Here is a 19,472-nt window from a genome sequence, read left to right as displayed (position 1 = left end):
TATCACATGACACTATTTCCAAATTATCAACGTGCTCCACTAACATTTAAAAAAACTAAAAATGCCACTTGGATTGACGGTGAAAACAATACGTATACAGACTTATCCAGTGGTATTGGTGTCTATAATGTTGGTGCAAATAATGATGCTGTTGAGTCAGCACTTATTGCTCAAGCAAAAGAGATTTGGCACTTGCCTAATTTATACGAAAATGAATTGCAAGAAACTGTGGCAGCAAAGTTAGGTGGTGAAGCTTATACTACTTATTTTGCTAATTCAGGAGCGGAAGCTAACGAAGCGGCAATTAAGTTAGCCCGTTTAGTGACTAAACGGGAAACAATTATTACTTTCAAAAACTCTTTTCATGGTCGTACTTATGGTGCTATGTCAGCAACTGGACAAGATAGCATTCATTACGGACTACCTATGTTAGACGGGTTCCAGTATGCAGAATTTAATGACATTAACAGTTTAAAAGAACACCTTAATAAAGACGTTGCTGGTGTAATGCTTGAACTTGTTCAAGGCGAAGGGGGTGTCATTCCTGCGCATCAAGATTTTATTACAGAACTAATTCAAGTAGTTCATGATAATGGGTCTTTAATCATGATTGATGAAGTGCAGACTGGCATGGGACGCACAGGGAAAAAGTTTGCATTTGAAAACTATCATTTTCAACCGGATATTTTTACGAATGCCAAAGCATTAGCTAACGGTGTCCCTGTAGGCGCAATGCTTGCTAAAAACGAATTTGCCAGTTCGTTTTCATATAATGCACATGGTTCAACGTTTGGTGGGAATCCCCTGGCTATGAGTGCTGCTAATGTAACATTAGACGAATTATCCTTGATTTTGCCAAATATTTCAGAAAAAATTAATCTTTTTTGGCAAGAATTGGCATCCTTCCAAGCGTTAAGTAGCGTCGTTGAAGTGCGTGGCCTTGGTATGATGGCCGGTATTGAATTAAATATACCTGTTAAACAAGTTGTTGCTGACTTACTAAATGAAAAAATAATTACTTTAGTTGCCGGACACAACACACTTCGCTTATTACCGCCACTGACAATATCAGAATCACAGCTCACAACAGCACTACACAAAATTAAGCAGTTACTTTCGCAATAAACTGTTGACAAAATATGCCAACGTTGATATACTGTAATAGTTGATTAATTCAACTAATTGCTCCATAGTTCAGTGGTAGAATAACGCACTGTTAATGCGCAGGTCCTTGGTTCGAATCCAAGTGGAGCAGTATAAAAAAGCACCAAAATCTTATCAATTTTGGTGCTTTTTCTATTACTTTGAAACAGCTAGATTTTTTCATCACTCAAAACGAAACCCCGCATCCAAAGATACGGGGAGAGAAGAAAATTATAATTTGAGAGAATAATAATAGATTGAGTGTATCTTTTTTAAGGGGCTTCGCTAGTTTGACAAATTAATTATTATTGCCACTAAAGCCATTGTACTGTACTAACATTAAATTAGTGTTAAAATATTTCCTTTTCTCCATGCACTAAAAATCAATTAACAAGCCTGGCATGTTATACTGAGAATAATTGGTGCTTTCAAAACAACACCGTATAATAAAAGGATTACGGAGGTAAATAACATGACCCTTGTAGACACATATAAGCTAACCAACGGTATCGAAATTCCTATAATTGGGTTTGGAACTTGGCAAAGTGCAAATGGTACAGAAGCTTATCAGTCTGTTCGTTGGGCTCTAGAATCAGGTTATCGTCACATTGATACAGCAGCTATATATGGTAATGAAGATTCTGTCGGTCGTGCCATAAAAGATTCTGGTATTCCACGTGATGAATTGTTTGTGACAACTAAACTTTGGAATGATGCACACACATACGAAAAAGCGATACAAGCGCTTGACACATCTCTTAAGAAGCTTGACTTAGACTACGTTGACTTATATTTAATCCATTGGCCAAATCCTGCTGCCCTTCAAAAACAAGGGGAGGATGCCTGGATTGATGCAAACGCAGATACTTGGCGTGCTTTGGAAGATGAATATAAAATAGGAAAAACAAGAGCCATTGGCGTTTCGAACTTCCAAATTGAACATCTAGAAGCACTAGCTAAAACACAAACCATAGCACCCATGGTTAATCAAAACTTTTTAAACCCTTCTGATAACCAGCAAGAATTAGTTACCTATGATAAAAATCACGGCATACTTAATGAAGCTTATTCCCCACTAGGTACAGGAAAGCTCGTTGATTTACCACAGGTGATTAGTCTGAGTGAAAAATATAATAAATCGGTACCACAAATATTAATTCGTTGGTCCTTGGATAAAGGATTCCTACCTTTACCCAAATCAACACATGAAGCATACATTAAAGCAAATGCCGATGTATTTGACTTTGCTCTAACATCAGAAGAAATTTCATCATTAGACTCACTTACTGGCGTGGGAGGATTCCACACTGATGCTTCCTCAGCTGATTTTTAAATAAAAACACGAACTCACATTTGAAGTTCGTGTTTTTTTATTATTTACTAATTTTAAACGCTGCGTTTTCTAAAGATCAAATAAGCAATACCGTACATCAACACAATGTATATCAAGTATGCTACAATCATTGCACCTTGTGACATATCCATCATTTGCGCCATTATACTAGGTTTAACCTGTCCAAGATTAGCAATACCTAAATAAATATTGAACGGATTCCACTTCAAAATTGGTGCTAAATCAATTAATCTTAATGAAATGACAGAAATGATTGGTGTGGCAACTATCATAACTACACCAAGTCCAATCGCAGCTCCTGAACTCTTGACCATATTCGTAACCATTAATACTAATGCAGCTACAAATATCATTTGAAGTGCTACATCCATAATCGAAATCATCATACCCTGCCAGCTGTTCCCTATATATCCTAACTTTTGTGAAAAATCATACTTAGGAACAAATATAGCAGTAGCCAAAACAGTGCCAATAAAAGCTGATACAAACAATCCAATATAAACACTGATGTTTAATAATAATTTACTGATGAACACTTCACCTCGACTAAAGCGACGTGATAACAATGGACGAATTGTACCAAAACCAAACTCTTGTGAGATCGACAAGGCAGTAATAATGATACCTGCCATTTCAACATAAATTAATGATTGTCCAAGATTAATAATCGATCCAGTTGATCTTGCTGATTTAAAAATACCGATGATAGCAATTGGAAAAATAAATCCTAAAATCAACCAAATGTATAACTTATTTTGCTTGAATGCCTTGTAATATTCTTGCTTCATTAGTGTTAACATGCGTTATTCCCCCTGATTATCAGCCGCTAGCATATCAAGTAATGACTTTTCTAGATTGCCAGTTGTTGTGTTAAGTGATTTAATTTGTACATTGGCTTCATTAATTGCTGTGATCACTTGCTGCAAATTTTCTGCTCCACTAATTTGTAATAGACCGCTGTCAATTGTAGCTTGCCAGTTTTGACTTTGTGCTATCTGTAGCGCTGATTTATTATCACTAGTGTCAAATGTCCAGCGTTCTTGGTCATGAATAAAGAACGTTTCTATGGTAGCTGTTTGAATAATTTTACCATGATTAATAATAACAACATCATCAACTAGTTTTTGCAATTCATCCAAAAGATGACTTGAAATTAAGAAAGCCACACCTTCTCCAGCTAATGAACGAATTAATTCGCGCAAGTCATGAACGGATTGTGGGTCAAGCCCGTTCATCGGTTCATCCAAAATAACTAACTTTGGGTTCCGGATAAGTGCAATAGCAATACCAAGACGCTGTTTCATACCCAATGAAAAGTTTTTCGCCTTACGTTTTCCAAAATTGTTCCCGTCAATTTGCGTTTTATGCATTAATTCTTTGAAATCAGCAGGATTTTTTGTGTCCATTGCATACAACTTCAAATGTTCTAGCGCGGTTAAATTTGGATAAATGGCTGGATATTCAATTAAATTACCAATTTTATCAAGCGCACTATGATTATTAAACGTCACAGGTTGCCCATCAAATGTAATTTGTCCAGATGAGTAACTCATTAAACCAGTAATAGCACGCATGGTTGTTGATTTACCAGCACCATTAGGACCAATCAGTCCAACAATGTGACCGGCTTCAACGTTGAAACTGACGTCATCCATTGCTGCTCTATTACCATACTTTTTATTAACATTCTTTACTTCTAATAATGCCATGTTTTTCCCCTTTTATTGAATCAATTATTTTTGCCAAGATAACTTTGGTTTAAATACAAAGATGAACGTAATTACGCTCAAAACTACTGGCATTATAAATGAACCCGCCGTTAGTGAACCTTCATTAAAAAGCGGAACTGCCAACGTTGAAACGAATACAAATATAATCACCGGCCATCTCAAAGCCGGTACACGTACTGTATCATGTTCACTTTCTATGCCAATAATACCTACAATATAGTAGCTAGACCCCATTAAGAGCATTGCTACGATAAAGGTAACCAACGTTGTAAACTCATTATTTTGAACTAGTTCTTTCATACCAAAGTCAATAAATATTGCGCCCACACCAGTAGACAAGGTTGAGCAAACAACTAATGCGAAAAAGCTCCCTATGGTTTTTTGCCATATTGGTCCGACAATTGTACTAACCAACACCACGACACTGGCCACGTAAAATAATTCCACACCGTCGTTTAAATTGTTACTCGCCACCTTGTACAAATTATCAGAACGTATTGAAATGGACATAAATAAGTCAATAGCAGCACCCAATATAATGGGCGCAATAATCATCCATACCACTTTGCTGATGAAAAACTGCCTTCTAGACGCACTTTGCGTACTTAACCAAGTATTTAAGTGTCTTGTTTGGTCTGCGTACGTAGTGGCACCTGCTGCTATGAGCATGACGCCCATCAGTACGCTTCCCAATTCGCTATCACTTCCTATGTTTGTTATTGCTCGTCCATAATATGTATTCACACCCCCAATAAAACAAGTTACTAGAAGTCCAAGAATTGCTATTAATACAATCTGATTAAATTTAATCCTGCCATATAGCCGTAATGCTTGTTTCATTGTTCACCCCCTAGTTCTTGTTGCCAAGCATATACCTCATTAGCAAAACTCGCGCGGAATATGTCTTCACTGCTAATAGGTAATTCTTCAATGAACTTGAAATCTGATCCCGCTAACTTAATACCAACGTCTTCATCAAAATTATCAAATACAATGGTTACTATATGGCCAACCTGAGCAATGATTGTCCCATTATTCCTCAGAAATTCTGGCATGACATCCCCGTCATAAGCCAGTTGATACTTCTTAATGTTTTTATTATTTTCAATCGCAAATGCACGATCAATTGTACCGTTTTTTAGCAATAAAATACGATCAACTAACGTATCAAGTTCAACCAAATTATGTGATGCAATGAGAACTGTCGTATTTTTTTTCGTAACACGGTCAATAATTAATTGCTTTACCTGATCTCGAACTAATACGTCTAAACCATCAAGCGGTTCATCCAATAACACATATTGGGCGCGGCTAGCAAAGCTGACAATAATCGTGAACAATGCTTTCATCCCTTTTGAATAGTTTTGAACACGTTTATTATTATTTAATCCAAATTGATTCAAACGGTCATCGTACCATTCTGAATCAAAATTCACATAGGCGACCGATAAAATCGATTTAATTCGCTTTGGTGTATAATATGCTAGCCAATTATTTGGCATATCAATGTAAAATAATTGATCGTGAATTGCAATTGTTTTCATATAATCTTGATTATCTAAACCAATACGGCCAAAATCAGCCTGTATCTCCCCAGATATGGTTCTAAATAATGTTGTTTTCCCTGCACCATTACGCCCAACTAAGCCAACAACTTCCCCCTCTTTGAGCTCAAAGCTTGTATTATTTAGAATGGCATGATGGTGTATTTTTTTAGAAATATTTTCCAAAATTAAACTCATGATATTTCTCCATATAATTCTTCAATCCAATTATGTAGCTGCCTGGCATCAATAGATGCACGTTTCGCCTCAATAACAATTTCGGTCATTTTTAAACGTAATTGAGCTAATAACTTATCATCCGCAATACCCTCGCTTTTATGAACAAAAGTACCTTTGCCAGTTACCGTTTCAATCACATTTTGCGTTTCCAAAGCCTTATAAGCCTTTGCAACAGTATTTGGATTTAATCCCTCAATTAAAGCCATTTCTCGGACTGATGGCAATTTATCACCAATATGTAATATGCCAGACGCAATTTGCGCTTTAATACGCCACATTAGCTGCTCATATAATGGTTGACTGCGTTGAATTTGCGCCATCTGTGCACTTCCTTATTAGATTTTGATAGGTTTTTATCAATTGTCCTATCAAGAGCTGTTCCTTTATATGTTTCATTGTTCCCCATGACATCTGTACTACGTGTACTATAATACACAGTACACTTCATCTTGTCAATCCTTTACATTTATCAATCACTCGAAATAGTTGTGTTTTTAAGTTTACAGTTGTAGACTTAAAGTATGAAAAAATTACTAACAACAAGTGAATGGGAAATAATGCGTGTAATATGGACATTAGGTGAGGCCACCACCAATCAAATCATTCATATTATGCACAATCAAAAAGATTGGCAACCATCAACTGTTAAAACATTGATTAACCGAATACTAAAAAAAGGACTGTTACGTACAGACGGTGCTACACGAAACCGTTTATACATACCCACTGTAGGTGAACATGAAATGATGACGCAATCACTACGTGCCACAATAGACGATATGTGTGCTATGTGTATTGGCAATACCTTAGTGAATGTACTTGCTGACATAGCCTTATCTCAATCAGACATTATCAAACTACAATCGTTACTAGAACAAAAAATGAAAAGTGCTCCGGAAAGCATCGCCTGTAACTGTTTACCCGAAAATTGTGAGGAATGTCAATGACTATGAAACATAATCAAATGAATATGACAAATCAAGATACATTACATGAACACCATGATATGTCAAGCATGCATCACAATCATATCGACATGTCCAGTCATGAACACACTTCTCATGTAGGTATGGATAGTATGGACATGTCAGACATGAAACACCGTTTTTGGTGGGCCTTTTTCTTAATGATTCCTATCATTATTATCACACCCTTCATGGGTATCTATTTGCCATTTACTTTTACTTTCCCTGGCAGTTCTTGGGTCTCTGCGCTACTATCTACCCTTCTCTACTTCATTGGTTCCAAACCTTTTTTGGATGGTGCGCGTATTGAATTTCGTACTAAAAAACCCGCTATGATGAGCTTAATTACCGTCGGCCTGAATGTTACTTTTTGGTATTCTATTTACGCGGTTCTATCAACACAACTATTTCATGCTCACGTTATGGATTTCTTTTGGGAATTTGCAACACTGACTGTTATTATGCTTCTAGGTCACCGAATTGAGATGTCTGTGACCATGCAAGCCGGAGATGCAACGGCTAAGTTACGCGAATTAATGCCAAACATTGCGCATGTCAAACATGATGATATGTGGATGGATATGCCTATTGACGCACTAAAATCAGAAATGATTGTTCGTGTGCTGGCCGGTGAATCTTTCCCTGCTGATGGTAATGTAGTTGAAGGTGTAAGTCAGGTTGACGAATCTTTAATGACTGGCGAAAGTCGGCTAGTCGAAAAGAAAATGGGTTCACTAGTAGTTGGTGGTACTATTAACGGTAATGGTACGCTTGATGTTAAATTAACAAACATTGGAAATGACTCATTTATTGGTCAACTAAAAGAAGCTTTATTATCTTCTCAAGATAAGAAATCACGTGTTGAAACACTAGCAGATAAAGTCGCTGCATGGTTGTTTTGGGTGGCTTTATTATTTGCTACTGGTTCTCTACTTATTTGGACACCAGTACGCGGATTAGGTTTTGCAACTAATATTGCCGCAACTGTCTTAGTTATTGCCTGCCCTCACGCCTTGGGTCTAGCAGTACCTTTGGTCATCAATCGAACAAAGGCGATTGCAGCAAAGGAAGGCATATTAATCAAAAATCGTAAAGCGCTAGTAGCAGCAAATCATTTAAAGTTTGCTTTGATGGATAAAACTGGTACATTAACAACAGGACAATTTACTGTACAACACTTTAGTGTCTATGACTTTGATCAACGTAAAGCATTAGGGATTATGAGCGCACTAGACCAGCAATCTACTCACCCACTTGCGCAATCCATTGTTAACTACGCAAAAGACAAACGGGCGCCAAAATTACAAGCGTCACACGTAGAAAATATTGCAGGTTATGGTGTACGTGGTAAGATAGATGATCAGTCATATACGCTTGTTTCGGCAAAATACCTCAAACAAAATCATATTGCTTTTACGCCATTACAAACGGCAGGTTCAATCTCTTACTTGTTAGAAGATAGACGCATTATAGCTGCCATAGCACAAGGGGACCATCTCAAAGAATCAGCCCCAAGCTTTATTCGTACCTTATTGAATCAAGGAATCACACCCGTTATGATTACAGGTGACAATGAATTGGCTGCAAAACAAATTGCTGAAAAGTTAAAAATAACAAATATTCATTCACAAGTATCTCCTCAAGACAAAATCAATCTGGTCTCACAGTATCAGCAGCATGGTACGACAATGATGATTGGCGATGGTATTAATGATGCCCCAGCCTTAGCTCAAGCTAATTTAAGTATTGCCATTGGTGTTGGAACGGAAGTGGCACACGCTTCTGCTGATGCTATATTAATAGCTAATCAGTTGTCAAAAATTATTGACTTTATTAATCTAGCTAAGCGTAGCAATATTAAGCAAGTGCAAAATTTATGGTGGGGAGCTAGTTATAACATTATTGCTATTCCTCTAGCTGCCGGTGTATTGGCGTTTGCTGGTATAATGCTAAACCCAATGATAGCCGCATTAATTATGTCACTATCCACAATCATTGTTGCAATTAATGCATTATTATTAAAGCATTAGTTATACCTTTCCTTAATATTTAACAACCAGTTAATCTAAGAGTGTATAATAGTAGGTATTGGTAATTTTACATACATATAAGGAGAAATTTCATGCGTAAGTATATCGCAGAATTCCTTGGAACATTTATGCTAGTGTTCTTTGGAACTGGTAGCGTTGTTTATTCAGCTGCTACAACACAATCGACTATCACTGTCGGTTTAGCATTCGGCCTTTCATTAGCCGTTGCAATCTATGCCTTTGGGCATATCTCAGGTGGTCACTTTAACCCTGCCGTTTCATTGGCAATGGCTATTCAAAAGCGTTTGCCATGGGTGACATTTGTTGGCTATGTGATTGCACAATTACTTGGTGCTATTGTTGCTTCTGCTGCTGTTTATGGCGGTGTAACAGCTTACCTGAAATCATCAACTGTATCTACTGCTTTGTCTGGTCAATCAATGACTGTAAAACAATTCGTATCCTTAGCTGGTCTTGGGCAAACAAACTTCTCTGATGGTTCAGGTTGGTATGCATTTGCATTTGAACTTGTACTAACATTCTTGTTCGTTTTGGTAATCGCAATTGTTACTAAGCTAAATAATGTACCAGCACCATTTATTATCGGTATTTGGTTGGCGGTATTAATTGTTGTTGCATTACCAATTACTGGTGGTGCGTTCAACCCAGCACGTGCATTAGCCCCAGCAATTTTTGTTCAAGGTAAAGCTCTCACTCATGTATGGGTTTACCTAGTGGCTAACCTACTTGGTGGCGCATTGGCAGCATTTGCCGCTAACTTCCTTGATCAAAAAGAAGAAGTTAAAGAAACTCAAAAAGCATAATTTCATCTTAGTAAAATAATGATGTCAGATAAAAAGACGAACACTTATTCAAGTGTTCGTCTTTTTGTTACTGACGTAGTTGTCTTGGGAAATCAATTGGCAATGGTCCTGTAATCATCTTCTCTCCGCTATCAAACGGTAACGTCATGTTTATGGATGCTGAGTGTAGCAGCATACGGTCATTGTCTACATCACCGTATAGCTCATCACCAATAATAGGGTGTCCTATACTAGCTAAGTGCACACGAATTTGATGCATGCGTCCTGTGCTTAATTGCACCCGTAGTAATGAACCGTAAAACACCGTATGCATTCGCCACCAGTGTGTCACTGCTACCTGGGATTCTTTCCCATCAACGGCACGTTTTCGATCATCTCTTGTGTCGATTCCTATAGGTGTGGTAATTGTACCACAATTAGCTTGCACCACACCACTAACCCATGTCACATAAGTTCGTGTAATCTGCTTATCTGATAACATTCTATCTAGTATCGGTACCACGACAGGGTTCTTTGCTACAATTACTAATCCTGAAGTTGCTCGATCTATCCTGTGAACCATATAAGGTTGATTACCGCTCTTTCGCTGAATAAACGCACCTGCCAAATAGTTCAACAAAGTATCTGTTTCAGTTGGTGAATGCGGATGCATCTTCATACCCGCAGGTTTATCAACAACAACCAAATCTCTATTTTCAAAAATGATATTCACTGACTTCTGATAATTGGGTACATAGTTTGATTTACCAGTACGAAAGTCATCTGCATCGAAGTTAAGTTGCAATTGATCTCCCACCCGTAGTTCATAGTTGGTAGGTACAATAGTATTGTTCACACTAAAATGCTTTTTAATGCGCAAAGCACCGCGAATTCTTTGTGGCACGTACCACTTTATCAACAGCTCCTTAACCGTTTGACCAGCATTTTGGGATGTTATTATAAAATTGTACTGCCACTTTTTCATATACCTAGCTCTCTATTTCATTTAGTCGCCAACACATAAATGTGAATATACATAATAAAAAATGACTGTCTGTTCGACAATCATTTTTTATTATCGACCACACGATACTTGGCTTTACCATCTTCTAAAAATACGTATAGCAGTTGTGTTTCATCATCATCAAAGTAACCCATATTCACTGCCACAGTTCCTTGAAAGTCTTCTAAGCCCTGAAATGCTTGTTTCATAATATGTTTTGTAATCATTGCACTGTCAATATTTTCATTGGCATGGATTACTGCTGTACGTAAGGTATCACCATCATCAATGTGTTGTTTAATAATGCTAACCTTTAAGAAGGCTCGAAAGCCATATAAACGTGATTCTTGATCATCATTGCGATCAAGTGCTTTCACGTACCCTTGCTTTTCCCAATAGCGCAGTTGTCGGGTAGACACGCCTGTCATTCTTGCAAGATCGCTTATACCAAATTGTAAGTTATCAAATGGTGCTTTTTTATGAGTAGAGTTATAATTGTCCATACATTAGACCTCTAAGTTAATATTATATAGTTGTTAGGTTACTTGTCAACAAATATATGTATCATCATTAAAATAAAGCTTCCCACTGTCTCAAGATGGGTTCGATTTGAAAATCACGAACGCGATTTAACGACTTTTCTGCTAAATCGATTTGCTGCTGTCGACTGTTGATTAGCCTCTGAATCGCTATAGCCGTTCCATCAACATCGCCATTCCCTACCAAAACACCAAATTCACCATCATTTAACACTTCTGCTGAACCTGTTTGTCTCATAGCAATAACTGGCAAACCAAAACTCATTGCTTCAACCAAGACAAGCGGTAATCCTTCCCAGCGTGATGTTTGTAGAAATAAACTAGAATTACGATAATGGTCACGCAATTCATTATCTTTCAATGGGCCACGATATATGATCTTTTCATGCGCCCCGTACTCACTGATTAAATGTTTGAAGATTCCCATATCCTTCTGCATGCCACCCCCAGCAATGGCTAATTGCCAATCATCCGGTAGTCTAGTGGCCAGTTGTACAGCAAAATCAATTCCTTTGTGCTGAATAGCAATGCGTGACGTAAACGATATAATGTGTTTCTCCAGTTTAGAAGGCCCTTTAGGTGCAATTGTTAACGGGTTCCAAATTTTAACCGTGCGTTCGTTATATTTTTTGAAACCATCTAAATCAAAATCAGTTAGTACGACTACTGCGTCTAAAACACGTAAACCGGCTATAAATTCCTCATGCATCACTGCATAATATTGATCTCTATATGTTGTAATGTTATTATGCATCCACCCAATTAGTTTTGTATGTGGCAACTTTGGTTTCAAAACAGCTGCAAAACTGGATAGTAATCCACCTGCTAAAATAACCACATCATAGCGCTGTGCTAAAAGTGAGAAGTTTTCAATAGCTTGGGCATATCTTTCAAATGGATGCACTTCACTTGTTAGATGTAACGCAGGCGAAGCGACAACTAAAGGCGCCGACAATTCATAAAAGGGTGGTAAATCAGAAAAATTATAATAGGTAACTTCATGGTTTGCTGCCAAGGCATTGCCGACGACGGTTGTTGCTCGCTTCATTCCACCGAGTTCAATATTTTCGAGCGCAATTAAAATTTTTGCCATATATTACTCCAAATTTATATTTCCGTCATCACGACAGGCTGATTTTTAAAAATTATTCGTCGTTACTCCAGTCATCCGCATTTCGTGGTAATAATCGTGTTGTATCAGTCGTCTCATCATCAACTTCTGGTGCATCAGTAATATAGTCACTTAATGTCGACTGATTACCATGTTGAGCAAACAAACTTGTTGATTTTGTTCCCAATTTCTTATTTTGTCTCTTCAATCGTTTAATGGTTGCTTCTTTACTATAGTCAAAACCATTAGCCTTGACCGTTTTGAAGTCTTCGGGTGCATAAAATTTAAGTAAGTTTTTTTGATTTAAGTTATCTGACATAGATAGCTTTGTGTTTGCATACTCTTGAATCTTATCAACTTTGTCCTGCAATGCTTTGCCTGGTGTTGTAATTTCTTGATCTGTCTTAGTATTCCATATTCTTCCCGATAGGCTCGCATATTCTGGCGTTATCCAATCTTTATTACGAAATACGACAATTTGCTTATGATTTTTACTCAATAAATCCTGCCCAAATTGAATGTAGCGTTTCGTACTAATGCCCAATAAATGTTCTATCGTTGGGGCTACATCAATTTCACCACCATAAGTATGGTCAATATAACCGTTTTTCATGCCCGGAACATGAACAATCAATGGTACACGCTGCAGGTTGGCATTGTCTAAATCAGTCCAATTATCAGAGTCTTTTCCTAATAGTGAAGCTAAATAAGAGGCGTCTGTGTTTGAAATGCCATAGTGATCACCATACAAAACAACAGCTGTATCTTTATATAAGCCTGATTTTTTCAGATAAGCAAAAAATTCTTTTATTGATTGATCAAGATAGTGATTAGTAATGAAGTAATTATCAACTAATTTTGACCCCGTATTACTCGTTTGAAAATTAGGGTCTTGATCTTGTTTATCTAAAGTAAAGGGTGTGTGATTTGTTACTGTTAAATATTTAGCATAGAAAGGTTGTTGTAGTCGCTCCAAATAAGGTACTGAATTATGAAATAACAACTTATCCTTCAGCCCCCATGAAGTTGCCTTTTTTCCGGTAATATCAAAATAATCACCTGAAACCCAATTTTGATAACCCATTCGTTTATAAACGGTACTACGATTCCAAAAGGAGCCCATATTTCCATGAAATACTGCACTGGAATAACCTGCCCTTTGGTTCAAAATTGCTGGCATCGCTTGGAAAGTCTGATCGTCTCCCAATTTAGTAAATAAAGAACCCTGGGGTAAACCAAATGTAGACGTTTCTAACATATTTTCTGCGTCTGATGTTTTCCCCTGACCTACTTGATTGAAAAAATTATCAAAAGCAACAGTTGACTCACTGTGGTATAGACTGTTCAAAAATGGGGTCACTTCTTGCCCATTTATTTTTCGATCAATCGACATTTGTTGAAAGCTTTCCAGATGAATGACAATTACATTCTTTCCCTTAGCTTTTCCGTAAAATTTAGGGTTAATCTCAGCATAGTTTTTCTTAATGTAGTTTTGTACAGCTGTCAATTCAGATGGTGTGGCCGTCTTTCGAATTTGACTAGTTTGATAGGTATTAATAGCATCATAAATTGTAAACGGTCCGATACCAAGATATTTAACCATGTACTCTCGGTCGAATTGCCGAACTAGTAACTGCGGGCGATTCAAATCGGCCAACAATAGATTGGCCATAAAAATAAATACACCGATGGTTAAAATTTTAAAGGGTTGTAACCGCCTCATTGGACGACTATCAAAATGAATCTTTCGGGCTAAGAATAAACCTATCAAGATAATAATATCAATCCAGAAAAGGACATCATGAACCCCAAACGCAATTGCTCCAGCTGCTTTTCCACCCTGATTCACCGAACTGTAGCCCAACATTGTGTTAACTGACATAAAATCAGAAAACTCGCGAAAATAAATGACATTTAAATATAGTAGCCCTGTCATTGTGGCATCAAGTAAAATTAAGGCACCATAATATAATTGCTTAGGTTTAATAAATAATGCGAGACTAAAAATAATTATCGTAAACCCAATTGGATTGATGAGCATCAAGAATATCTGCAACGGATCGGAGACATGTAACCAATCAAAATCAGCACCATATGCCAAAATTGTTTTTAGCGTAAACAGTACGAGCGTCCACATAAAAAAACCTGTACGAGTATTCAGCTGTTTAATCCAATTTTTTGGCGCCAAGGTTTCCTGCCAAATATTTTTTAAATATTTTTTCATAACTATCATTATACCAACTTTACAAGGTTTAGGTTTATCATATCTACTGAACTAGCATCTCATTGTAATTCTAATTGTCATTCACGTACTGAACTTGCTATAATAATGCTATGAAAATACAGATTAAACATGAACAAGGACTCGGGTCTATCCACGAAGATGCCCTAGCAATACGTAATGCAGTTTTCGTTGTTGAACAAGGCGTTAAGATTAACGATGAATTGAATGATCAAGCTGCTGAAGAGAATGCTATTCATATCGTTATTTATTCGGATAATATGCTCGCAGCAACTGCTCGTGTATTAGCGGAATCAAATAATACTTGGCACATACAACGTGTTGCTACGTTATCCCAACTTCGTGGGCAAGGGCTGGGTAGACAACTTATGGAATACATTGAAAGCCTAGCACCATCTTATGGTATTCAAACCCTTGTCCTTGGTGCTCAAATTCAAGCTCGAGGGTTTTATGAAGCCCTTGACTTTACAGCAACAGGGATACCTTTTTTTGAAGCCGGCATACAACATATACATATGAAAAAAGAGCTATAATCAATTATCAGCTCTTTTTTTGTGCAATAGTATTATTATCTATGATCATAAGCTATTTCTATTTTGATTTTGTAGGTCTGCACATCATCAACTAACTCACTCCGTGTCGCTAAATGACTTGGACCTCCTACAAGAACTACTGAGGCTATTGCTAAACGATAATTAGTTAACGCTTGATCCGTAGGTGTGAGACCAACCATAGAAACATTCCCCAATTCTCGAGCTTGTAATTGATTAATGCCTCCGACTATTTGTAGCGTACCATTATTTTCATGCATTGCAAAATAAGGTAATAATGTCCCCGGATGGTTGGCGTAAATGACTCCTTGTTGTGCAATAATTTGTCGCTGCGCTTGTTCACCAAGATGTCCGTAATCATTTGCTATTAAATCAAGTTGCCGCATTTCTGATACAAGCGTATCTAAATTAGTTTGTTGTTGCATATTACTTACCACGGTACCTGACATAACATTCTGTCGGCTGTATAGTCCATTAGCCGGCATGATGACAGTCTCTGGTTCACGTTCACTTTTTTCCTCATGGGGTCCCCCTAATAATTTCTCAATCTTAGGTGAAACATCCCACTTGCTTGTATGTTTCGTAAAATAATATATTATATTCAAAATAGCAAAGTAAAGTAATAATAAGAATATTGCAGCAATGAATGCACCACGTAACCAGCGGCCATTTACAAAAAAACGATAGGCTAAATAAAGTAGGTACCAAACACCTACGGCGCCAACAACAGTGTATATACGCCCTTTGGTCTTTGAATTTGTCGTGAAATATCCGAGATAATGATTAATTAAATCAAGAATTGCCAGCATTATTGGGTATCCTCCGAACTACTTGTCGTACGTGTTGCATTTGATGAACTTGATGGTATATTATTATCACTTGATAATGTTGCCGAAGATGATGTGCCAGATGACGATGTAGCAGCACCTGGGTTCGATGTATCTGCAGCCGAAGTTGTAGCTGCCGATGACGTATCCGTAGCAGAGGTATCATCTGATTTTGAACTTGACTCGTCATTGCTGCTCGATGTTGACGAACTACTTGATTTATCATCACTACTAGTCGACTTACTTGTTGTGCTACTTGTTATCATCGAAGTATTCATGGTACTACTAGCACTTGATGATACTTTTCCACCTTCACTTGTACCAGTTGCTACGTTTACTGCTAAATTAGCAGCGCTAATAGCAACAATTAACGAAACAATAGCTGATGGCGTTAAAAACGGTGGTGTTCGATATTTTTTAGGCATAATTTATTCCCCTATTATTCTATTTATATTTTACCCTTTCTATATCAAATTAGGATAAAAATTTAACCTATAACCAACGAAAACCCGCAATCACTTGCGGGCGAACTATAATTATAAAATATTTTAGGAGATTTTATCTTAGGAGATTGAGATGGGAGAAAAGTCCGTTGATTCGTTATTTGATATCAACCAATGTTGATGTGTATAATATAGACATTCAATATTAAATGGAGATTAAAAATGTTAAAATATAAAGCTTACTTCATCGACCTAGATGGCACAATATATCAAGGCCAAAAAAAAATGCCTTCTGGAAAAAGATTTATTGATCGACTCAAGGAAGCTAATATTCCTTACCTATTTGTAACCAATAATTCAACTAAAACTCCCGCAGACGTGGCTGATAACTTAACTAAAAACCATGATATTGAAACATCGGCTGAACAAGTTTATACTAGCTCAATGGCAACAGCCGACTATCTTAAAATGATTTCTTCACCTGAAAAAAAGAGAGTATATTTAGTAGGCGAATCTGGCCTACGAAAGGCGTTAATAGATGCTGGTTTTACAATAACTAGTGACGAACATGCCGATTTTGTTGTTGCAGGACTAGACCGAGCATTCAACTATGAAAAGCTCACTACTGCTACTTTAGCAATCCAACGAGGTGCACAGTTCATCGCAACGAATCGTGATACTAATTTACCCAATGAACGTGGCATGTTGCCCGGAGCTGGCTCATTAATTTCTGCTATCCAAACTGCCACACAGGTTGAACCGACTGTGATAGCTAAACCTGAAATACCTATTATGGAAGGTGCATTAAATAAGCTTCACATTAATCGACAAGACGTTATTATGGTTGGTGATAATTACAATACTGATATTCTTGCCGGTATCAATTCACAAATTGATACATTACTCGTATATTCAGGAGTTTCTACGCCTAAACAAATTTCTCAGATTACTCAAAAACCAACCTATGAAGTTAAAACTTTAGACAATTGGATTATTTAAAAATAAAAGCAGTATGTTTCACGTGAAACATACTGCTTTTATTTTTAGGCTAATTCCTCATTAGGAATAGTTCCAACATTTTTTTTGATACGATTTGGATGATAAAATACCAAATAGAGTACAGCTGAAACCACAGGAATAACTGCTGAAACTAAGTACAACTCACGGAAAGTCAATATATCATGTAAAGCACCTAAGGCGTAAGGACCAACACCTAATCCTAAGTCCAAACCGATGAAGTATGTTGATAAAGCAATACCGACACGATGACTCGAAACCAACTTTAAGGAAACTGCTTGGCCATTTGACATAAATGTTCCATATCCTAAACCAATGAACGCACCGGACAACAACAAAGTAAAGCCATTATGCGTCAATCCTAAAACAACTAACCCAAGAGCTAAGAAAAAGTAGCTCGGATACATAACATAATTTTCACCAAAACGATCAAAAATACGTCCTGAAATTGGTCTTGTTAATGTAACAATCCCAGCATAAACTACGAAAAAGAATGAACTAATCGAAACCAAATTGAGAGTTTCCGCATATGAAGCCAAAAATGATAATACGGATGAATAAGACAAGCCCATCAAAAATCCGACACCAGCAATCAGTAATACTTTAAACTCAATAAAACTAGAAATTTTCCAAGACTTCAATTCAGATAAATGTTCTGGTGAGAGCGTTACATTGTTAATTTTAATTGCAAACAATGCGACCATTGAAATTCCAATTAAGATGACTGACAATATTACAATAAATCGAAAACTAGTTGCATTCAATAATAACAAACCAATGAAGGGGCCAATAGCTGCAGCTAAGCTTGTACTCAATCCATAATAATTTATGCCCTCTCCTTTACGTTTCTCGGGAATAAATTCGGTCACAATAGCGTTTAAAGCTGTTGAAGTCATTCCGTACGCAAATCCATTAAAGAGACGTACTGCATCTAATATGGCGATAGTAGGTACAAATAAATAAGCAATTGTTGTAATCAAATATAGAATAGCACCCCATCGAACAATTTTCTTCCGCCCGATTAATTCTAACTCTTTCCCAACTATCAACCGAGCTATCAATGTTCCTATGATATAAATCCCAGAGGCCAACCCTGCCTGACCAAACGAAGCATGTAGTTGATCATGCGCAACAACAGCAATTATAACCATCATCAGATAATAGACTAAGTACACGATAAAGTTAATAATAGTAATTGTTAAAAAGCCTTTATTAAATAATTTTTCTTCCATTTTCCCAATCTCAAATTCTATTTAGCAACTCTAACAATAGCAAAATAGCTATGTAGGTTTAAATTTGAAATCAGATTTTAAAACATGCATATGGCGTTTCCTTCTATCATTTTAACACTGCGCGCGTTTGCATGAAAATAATGTAAGCGTTAAGCCGTTGATATTAGATTACCACGATTTCACAAAGGTTGCAAAATTTTTTTTATTTACTTATATAATTGTCAAATAAGTTGACAAATAGACTTTTATTATTATTAAGTTACTTTTCTCACTTGTGAAATTCATTAATTTTCAGCAATTTTCAGTAATTATTTCTATCCTTTTTCTATATCAAGAAAATGATAAATAAGTTTCTATACAAAAAAGGAGAGGAAAACCTCTCCTAGTTCTTAATGGGCCATCCAGGACTCGAACCTGGGACCTCTGCGTTATCAACACAGCGCTCTAACCAACTGAGCTAATGGCCCTTGTTTCTCTTGCCTATTCTTACATAGACAAAAGCGAATGACGGGAATCGAACCCGCATAGCCAGCTTGGAAGGCTGGAATTCTACCATTGAACTACATTCGCAAGCTTTTTCTTTGGGATCTTCTCCCTATGGCGCTGGACGGAATCGAACCGCCGACACATGCAGCTTCAATGCATTGCTCTACCAACTGAGCTACAGAGCCATCTCATTGTTCCCAATGAACGGTCAC

At 37.0% G+C, this 19,472-nt stretch carries 19 protein-coding genes and 5 tRNA genes (1 of these 24 only partly in view); 8 read left to right on the top strand and 16 right to left on the bottom strand.

What is annotated here, in order from left to right; genetic code table 11:
• Positions 1-6 precede the first annotated feature (6 nt).
• The 3 genes from GJV51_02865 (at position 7) to GJV51_02855 (ending at position 2,476) form a co-directional block, all read left to right on the top strand.
• Complete coding sequence (locus GJV51_02865; GenBank protein ID QGM24970.1) at positions 7-1,125, top strand: aminotransferase class III-fold pyridoxal phosphate-dependent enzyme; 1,119 nt, start codon at positions 7-9, stop codon at positions 1,123-1,125.
• 58 nt (positions 1,126-1,183) lie between these two features.
• Positions 1,184-1,255, top strand: a tRNA-Asn gene (locus tag GJV51_02860).
• A 360-nt stretch (positions 1,256-1,615) separates the two neighbouring features.
• A complete protein-coding gene (locus GJV51_02855) occupies positions 1,616-2,476 on the top strand; it encodes an aldo/keto reductase (protein QGM24969.1) in 861 nt (286 codons plus the stop codon).
• Positions 2,477-2,529: 53 nt separating this feature from the next.
• Here the strand turns inward: GJV51_02855 and GJV51_02850 are convergent, their stop codons facing one another.
• From GJV51_02850 to GJV51_02830, 5 genes are read right to left on the bottom strand one after another with little or no spacing between them, the layout of a single operon-like run.
• Entirely contained in the window at positions 2,530-3,297 is a 768-nt protein-coding gene (locus GJV51_02850) for an ABC transporter permease subunit (GenBank protein QGM24968.1), read from the bottom strand.
• A gap of 3 nt (positions 3,298-3,300) precedes the next feature.
• Positions 3,301-4,206 carry an ATP-binding cassette domain-containing protein gene (locus tag GJV51_02845; protein ID QGM24967.1) on the bottom strand — a complete coding sequence of 302 codons (906 nt, stop codon included), beginning with the start codon at positions 4,204-4,206 and terminating at the stop codon, positions 3,301-3,303.
• A gap of 24 nt (positions 4,207-4,230) precedes the next feature.
• Positions 4,231-5,067 (bottom strand): hypothetical protein, encoded by an 837-nt coding sequence (locus tag GJV51_02840; GenBank protein ID QGM24966.1) that lies wholly within the window; start codon positions 5,065-5,067, stop codon positions 4,231-4,233.
• On the bottom strand, positions 5,064-5,969 hold the full coding sequence (locus GJV51_02835) for an ATP-binding cassette domain-containing protein (GenBank protein ID QGM24965.1): 906 nt from the start codon (positions 5,967-5,969) through the stop codon (positions 5,064-5,066). Before GJV51_02835 ends, GJV51_02840 begins: the two co-directional genes overlap by 4 nt.
• Entirely contained in the window at positions 5,966-6,331 is a 366-nt protein-coding gene (locus GJV51_02830; GenBank protein QGM24964.1) for a GntR family transcriptional regulator, read from the bottom strand. The genes GJV51_02835 and GJV51_02830 overlap by 4 nt, the downstream gene beginning before the upstream one ends.
• 201 nt (positions 6,332-6,532) lie before the next feature.
• Here GJV51_02830 and GJV51_02825 point away from each other — a divergent pair, with 201 nt between their 5' ends.
• The 3 genes from GJV51_02825 (at position 6,533) to GJV51_02815 (ending at position 9,830) form a co-directional block, all read left to right on the top strand.
• Positions 6,533-6,958 (top strand): CopY/TcrY family copper transport repressor, encoded by a 426-nt coding sequence (locus tag GJV51_02825; protein QGM24963.1) that lies wholly within the window; start codon positions 6,533-6,535, stop codon positions 6,956-6,958.
• On the top strand, positions 6,955-9,006 hold the full coding sequence (cadA, locus tag GJV51_02820; protein QGM24962.1) for a cadmium-translocating P-type ATPase: 2,052 nt from the start codon (positions 6,955-6,957) through the stop codon (positions 9,004-9,006). Before GJV51_02825 ends, cadA begins: the two co-directional genes overlap by 4 nt.
• Before the next feature lie 92 nt (positions 9,007-9,098).
• Positions 9,099-9,830: a glycerol transporter gene (locus tag GJV51_02815; GenBank protein QGM24961.1), complete on the top strand. Its 732-nt coding sequence runs from the start codon at positions 9,099-9,101 to the stop codon at positions 9,828-9,830.
• Positions 9,831-9,897: 67 nt separating this feature from the next.
• Here the strand turns inward: GJV51_02815 and GJV51_02810 are convergent, their stop codons facing one another.
• The 4 genes from GJV51_02810 to GJV51_02795 form a co-directional block, all read right to left on the bottom strand.
• A complete protein-coding gene (locus tag GJV51_02810; GenBank protein ID QGM24960.1) occupies positions 9,898-10,794 on the bottom strand; it encodes an RNA pseudouridine synthase in 897 nt (298 codons plus the stop codon).
• A gap of 80 nt (positions 10,795-10,874) precedes the next feature.
• Entirely contained in the window at positions 10,875-11,315 is a 441-nt protein-coding gene (locus GJV51_02805; protein ID QGM24959.1) for a MerR family transcriptional regulator, read from the bottom strand.
• A gap of 67 nt (positions 11,316-11,382) precedes the next feature.
• Positions 11,383-12,444: a glycosyltransferase gene (locus tag GJV51_02800; GenBank protein ID QGM24958.1), complete on the bottom strand. Its 1,062-nt coding sequence runs from the start codon at positions 12,442-12,444 to the stop codon at positions 11,383-11,385.
• Positions 12,445-12,496: 52 nt separating this feature from the next.
• Complete coding sequence (locus GJV51_02795; protein QGM24957.1) at positions 12,497-14,695, bottom strand: sulfatase-like hydrolase/transferase; 2,199 nt, start codon at positions 14,693-14,695, stop codon at positions 12,497-12,499.
• 101 nt (positions 14,696-14,796) lie between these two features.
• Here GJV51_02795 and GJV51_02790 point away from each other — a divergent pair, with 101 nt between their 5' ends.
• Positions 14,797-15,237: a GNAT family N-acetyltransferase gene (locus GJV51_02790; protein QGM24956.1), complete on the top strand. Its 441-nt coding sequence runs from the start codon at positions 14,797-14,799 to the stop codon at positions 15,235-15,237.
• 35 nt (positions 15,238-15,272) lie between these two features.
• Here GJV51_02790 and GJV51_02785 read toward each other — a convergent pair whose 3' ends face one another.
• The gene (locus GJV51_02785) at positions 15,273-16,064 is read right to left on the bottom strand and encodes a hypothetical protein (GenBank protein ID QGM24955.1); all 792 of its coding nucleotides are present in this window, start codon (positions 16,062-16,064) and stop codon (positions 15,273-15,275) included.
• Positions 16,064-16,507 (bottom strand): hypothetical protein, encoded by a 444-nt coding sequence (locus GJV51_02780; protein ID QGM24954.1) that lies wholly within the window; start codon positions 16,505-16,507, stop codon positions 16,064-16,066. Before GJV51_02780 ends, GJV51_02785 begins: the two co-directional genes overlap by 1 nt.
• 240 nt (positions 16,508-16,747) lie before the next feature.
• Here GJV51_02780 and GJV51_02775 point away from each other — a divergent pair, with 240 nt between their 5' ends.
• Positions 16,748-17,524, top strand: a complete 777-nt coding sequence (locus tag GJV51_02775; GenBank protein QGM24953.1) for a TIGR01457 family HAD-type hydrolase — start codon at positions 16,748-16,750, stop codon at positions 17,522-17,524.
• Positions 17,525-17,568: 44 nt separating this feature from the next.
• On the opposite strand, the gene GJV51_02770 is transcribed toward GJV51_02775, so the two are convergent.
• From GJV51_02770 to GJV51_02750, 5 genes are all read right to left on the bottom strand, one after another.
• The gene (locus GJV51_02770) at positions 17,569-18,774 is read right to left on the bottom strand and encodes an MFS transporter (protein QGM24952.1); all 1,206 of its coding nucleotides are present in this window, start codon (positions 18,772-18,774) and stop codon (positions 17,569-17,571) included.
• Between the two features lie 393 nt (positions 18,775-19,167).
• A tRNA-Ile gene (locus tag GJV51_02765) sits at positions 19,168-19,241 on the bottom strand.
• 32 nt (positions 19,242-19,273) lie between these two features.
• A tRNA-Gly gene (locus tag GJV51_02760) sits at positions 19,274-19,344 on the bottom strand.
• A 28-nt stretch (positions 19,345-19,372) separates the two neighbouring features.
• A tRNA-Phe gene (locus tag GJV51_02755) sits at positions 19,373-19,445 on the bottom strand.
• A 20-nt stretch (positions 19,446-19,465) separates the two neighbouring features.
• Positions 19,466-19,472, bottom strand: a tRNA-Asp gene (locus GJV51_02750); it runs 67 nt beyond the window's last position.

Origin of the sequence: Leuconostoc mesenteroides subsp. mesenteroides (assembly GCA_009676745.1) — a bacterium.
Lineage (GTDB): Bacteria > Bacillota > Bacilli > Lactobacillales > Lactobacillaceae > Leuconostoc > Leuconostoc koreense.
Note: the sequence above shows the minus strand (reverse complement) of the source record. Positions and strands in the feature narration are given on the sequence as shown.

Coding starts and splice junctions, on each gene's coding strand:
- GJV51_02865 (QGM24970.1), top strand. CDS start 7: ATGACACTATTTCCAAATTATCAACGTGCTCCACTAACATTTAAAAAA.
- GJV51_02855 (QGM24969.1), top strand. CDS start 1,616: ATGACCCTTGTAGACACATATAAGCTAACCAACGGTATCGAAATTCCT.
- GJV51_02850 (QGM24968.1), bottom strand. CDS start 3,297: ATGTTAACACTAATGAAGCAAGAATATTACAAGGCATTCAAGCAAAAT.
- GJV51_02845 (QGM24967.1), bottom strand. CDS start 4,206: ATGGCATTATTAGAAGTAAAGAATGTTAATAAAAAGTATGGTAATAGA.
- GJV51_02840 (QGM24966.1), bottom strand. CDS start 5,067: ATGAAACAAGCATTACGGCTATATGGCAGGATTAAATTTAATCAGATT.
- GJV51_02835 (QGM24965.1), bottom strand. CDS start 5,969: ATGAGTTTAATTTTGGAAAATATTTCTAAAAAAATACACCATCATGCC.
- GJV51_02830 (QGM24964.1), bottom strand. CDS start 6,331: ATGGCGCAAATTCAACGCAGTCAACCATTATATGAGCAGCTAATGTGG.
- GJV51_02825 (QGM24963.1), top strand. CDS start 6,533: ATGAAAAAATTACTAACAACAAGTGAATGGGAAATAATGCGTGTAATA.
- cadA (QGM24962.1), top strand. CDS start 6,955: ATGACTATGAAACATAATCAAATGAATATGACAAATCAAGATACATTA.
- GJV51_02815 (QGM24961.1), top strand. CDS start 9,099: ATGCGTAAGTATATCGCAGAATTCCTTGGAACATTTATGCTAGTGTTC.
- GJV51_02810 (QGM24960.1), bottom strand. CDS start 10,794: ATGAAAAAGTGGCAGTACAATTTTATAATAACATCCCAAAATGCTGGT.
- GJV51_02805 (QGM24959.1), bottom strand. CDS start 11,315: ATGGACAATTATAACTCTACTCATAAAAAAGCACCATTTGATAACTTA.
- GJV51_02800 (QGM24958.1), bottom strand. CDS start 12,444: ATGGCAAAAATTTTAATTGCGCTCGAAAATATTGAACTCGGTGGAATG.
- GJV51_02795 (QGM24957.1), bottom strand. CDS start 14,695: ATGATAGTTATGAAAAAATATTTAAAAAATATTTGGCAGGAAACCTTG.
- GJV51_02790 (QGM24956.1), top strand. CDS start 14,797: ATGAAAATACAGATTAAACATGAACAAGGACTCGGGTCTATCCACGAA.
- GJV51_02785 (QGM24955.1), bottom strand. CDS start 16,064: ATGCTGGCAATTCTTGATTTAATTAATCATTATCTCGGATATTTCACG.
- GJV51_02780 (QGM24954.1), bottom strand. CDS start 16,507: ATGCCTAAAAAATATCGAACACCACCGTTTTTAACGCCATCAGCTATT.
- GJV51_02775 (QGM24953.1), top strand. CDS start 16,748: ATGTTAAAATATAAAGCTTACTTCATCGACCTAGATGGCACAATATAT.
- GJV51_02770 (QGM24952.1), bottom strand. CDS start 18,774: ATGGAAGAAAAATTATTTAATAAAGGCTTTTTAACAATTACTATTATT.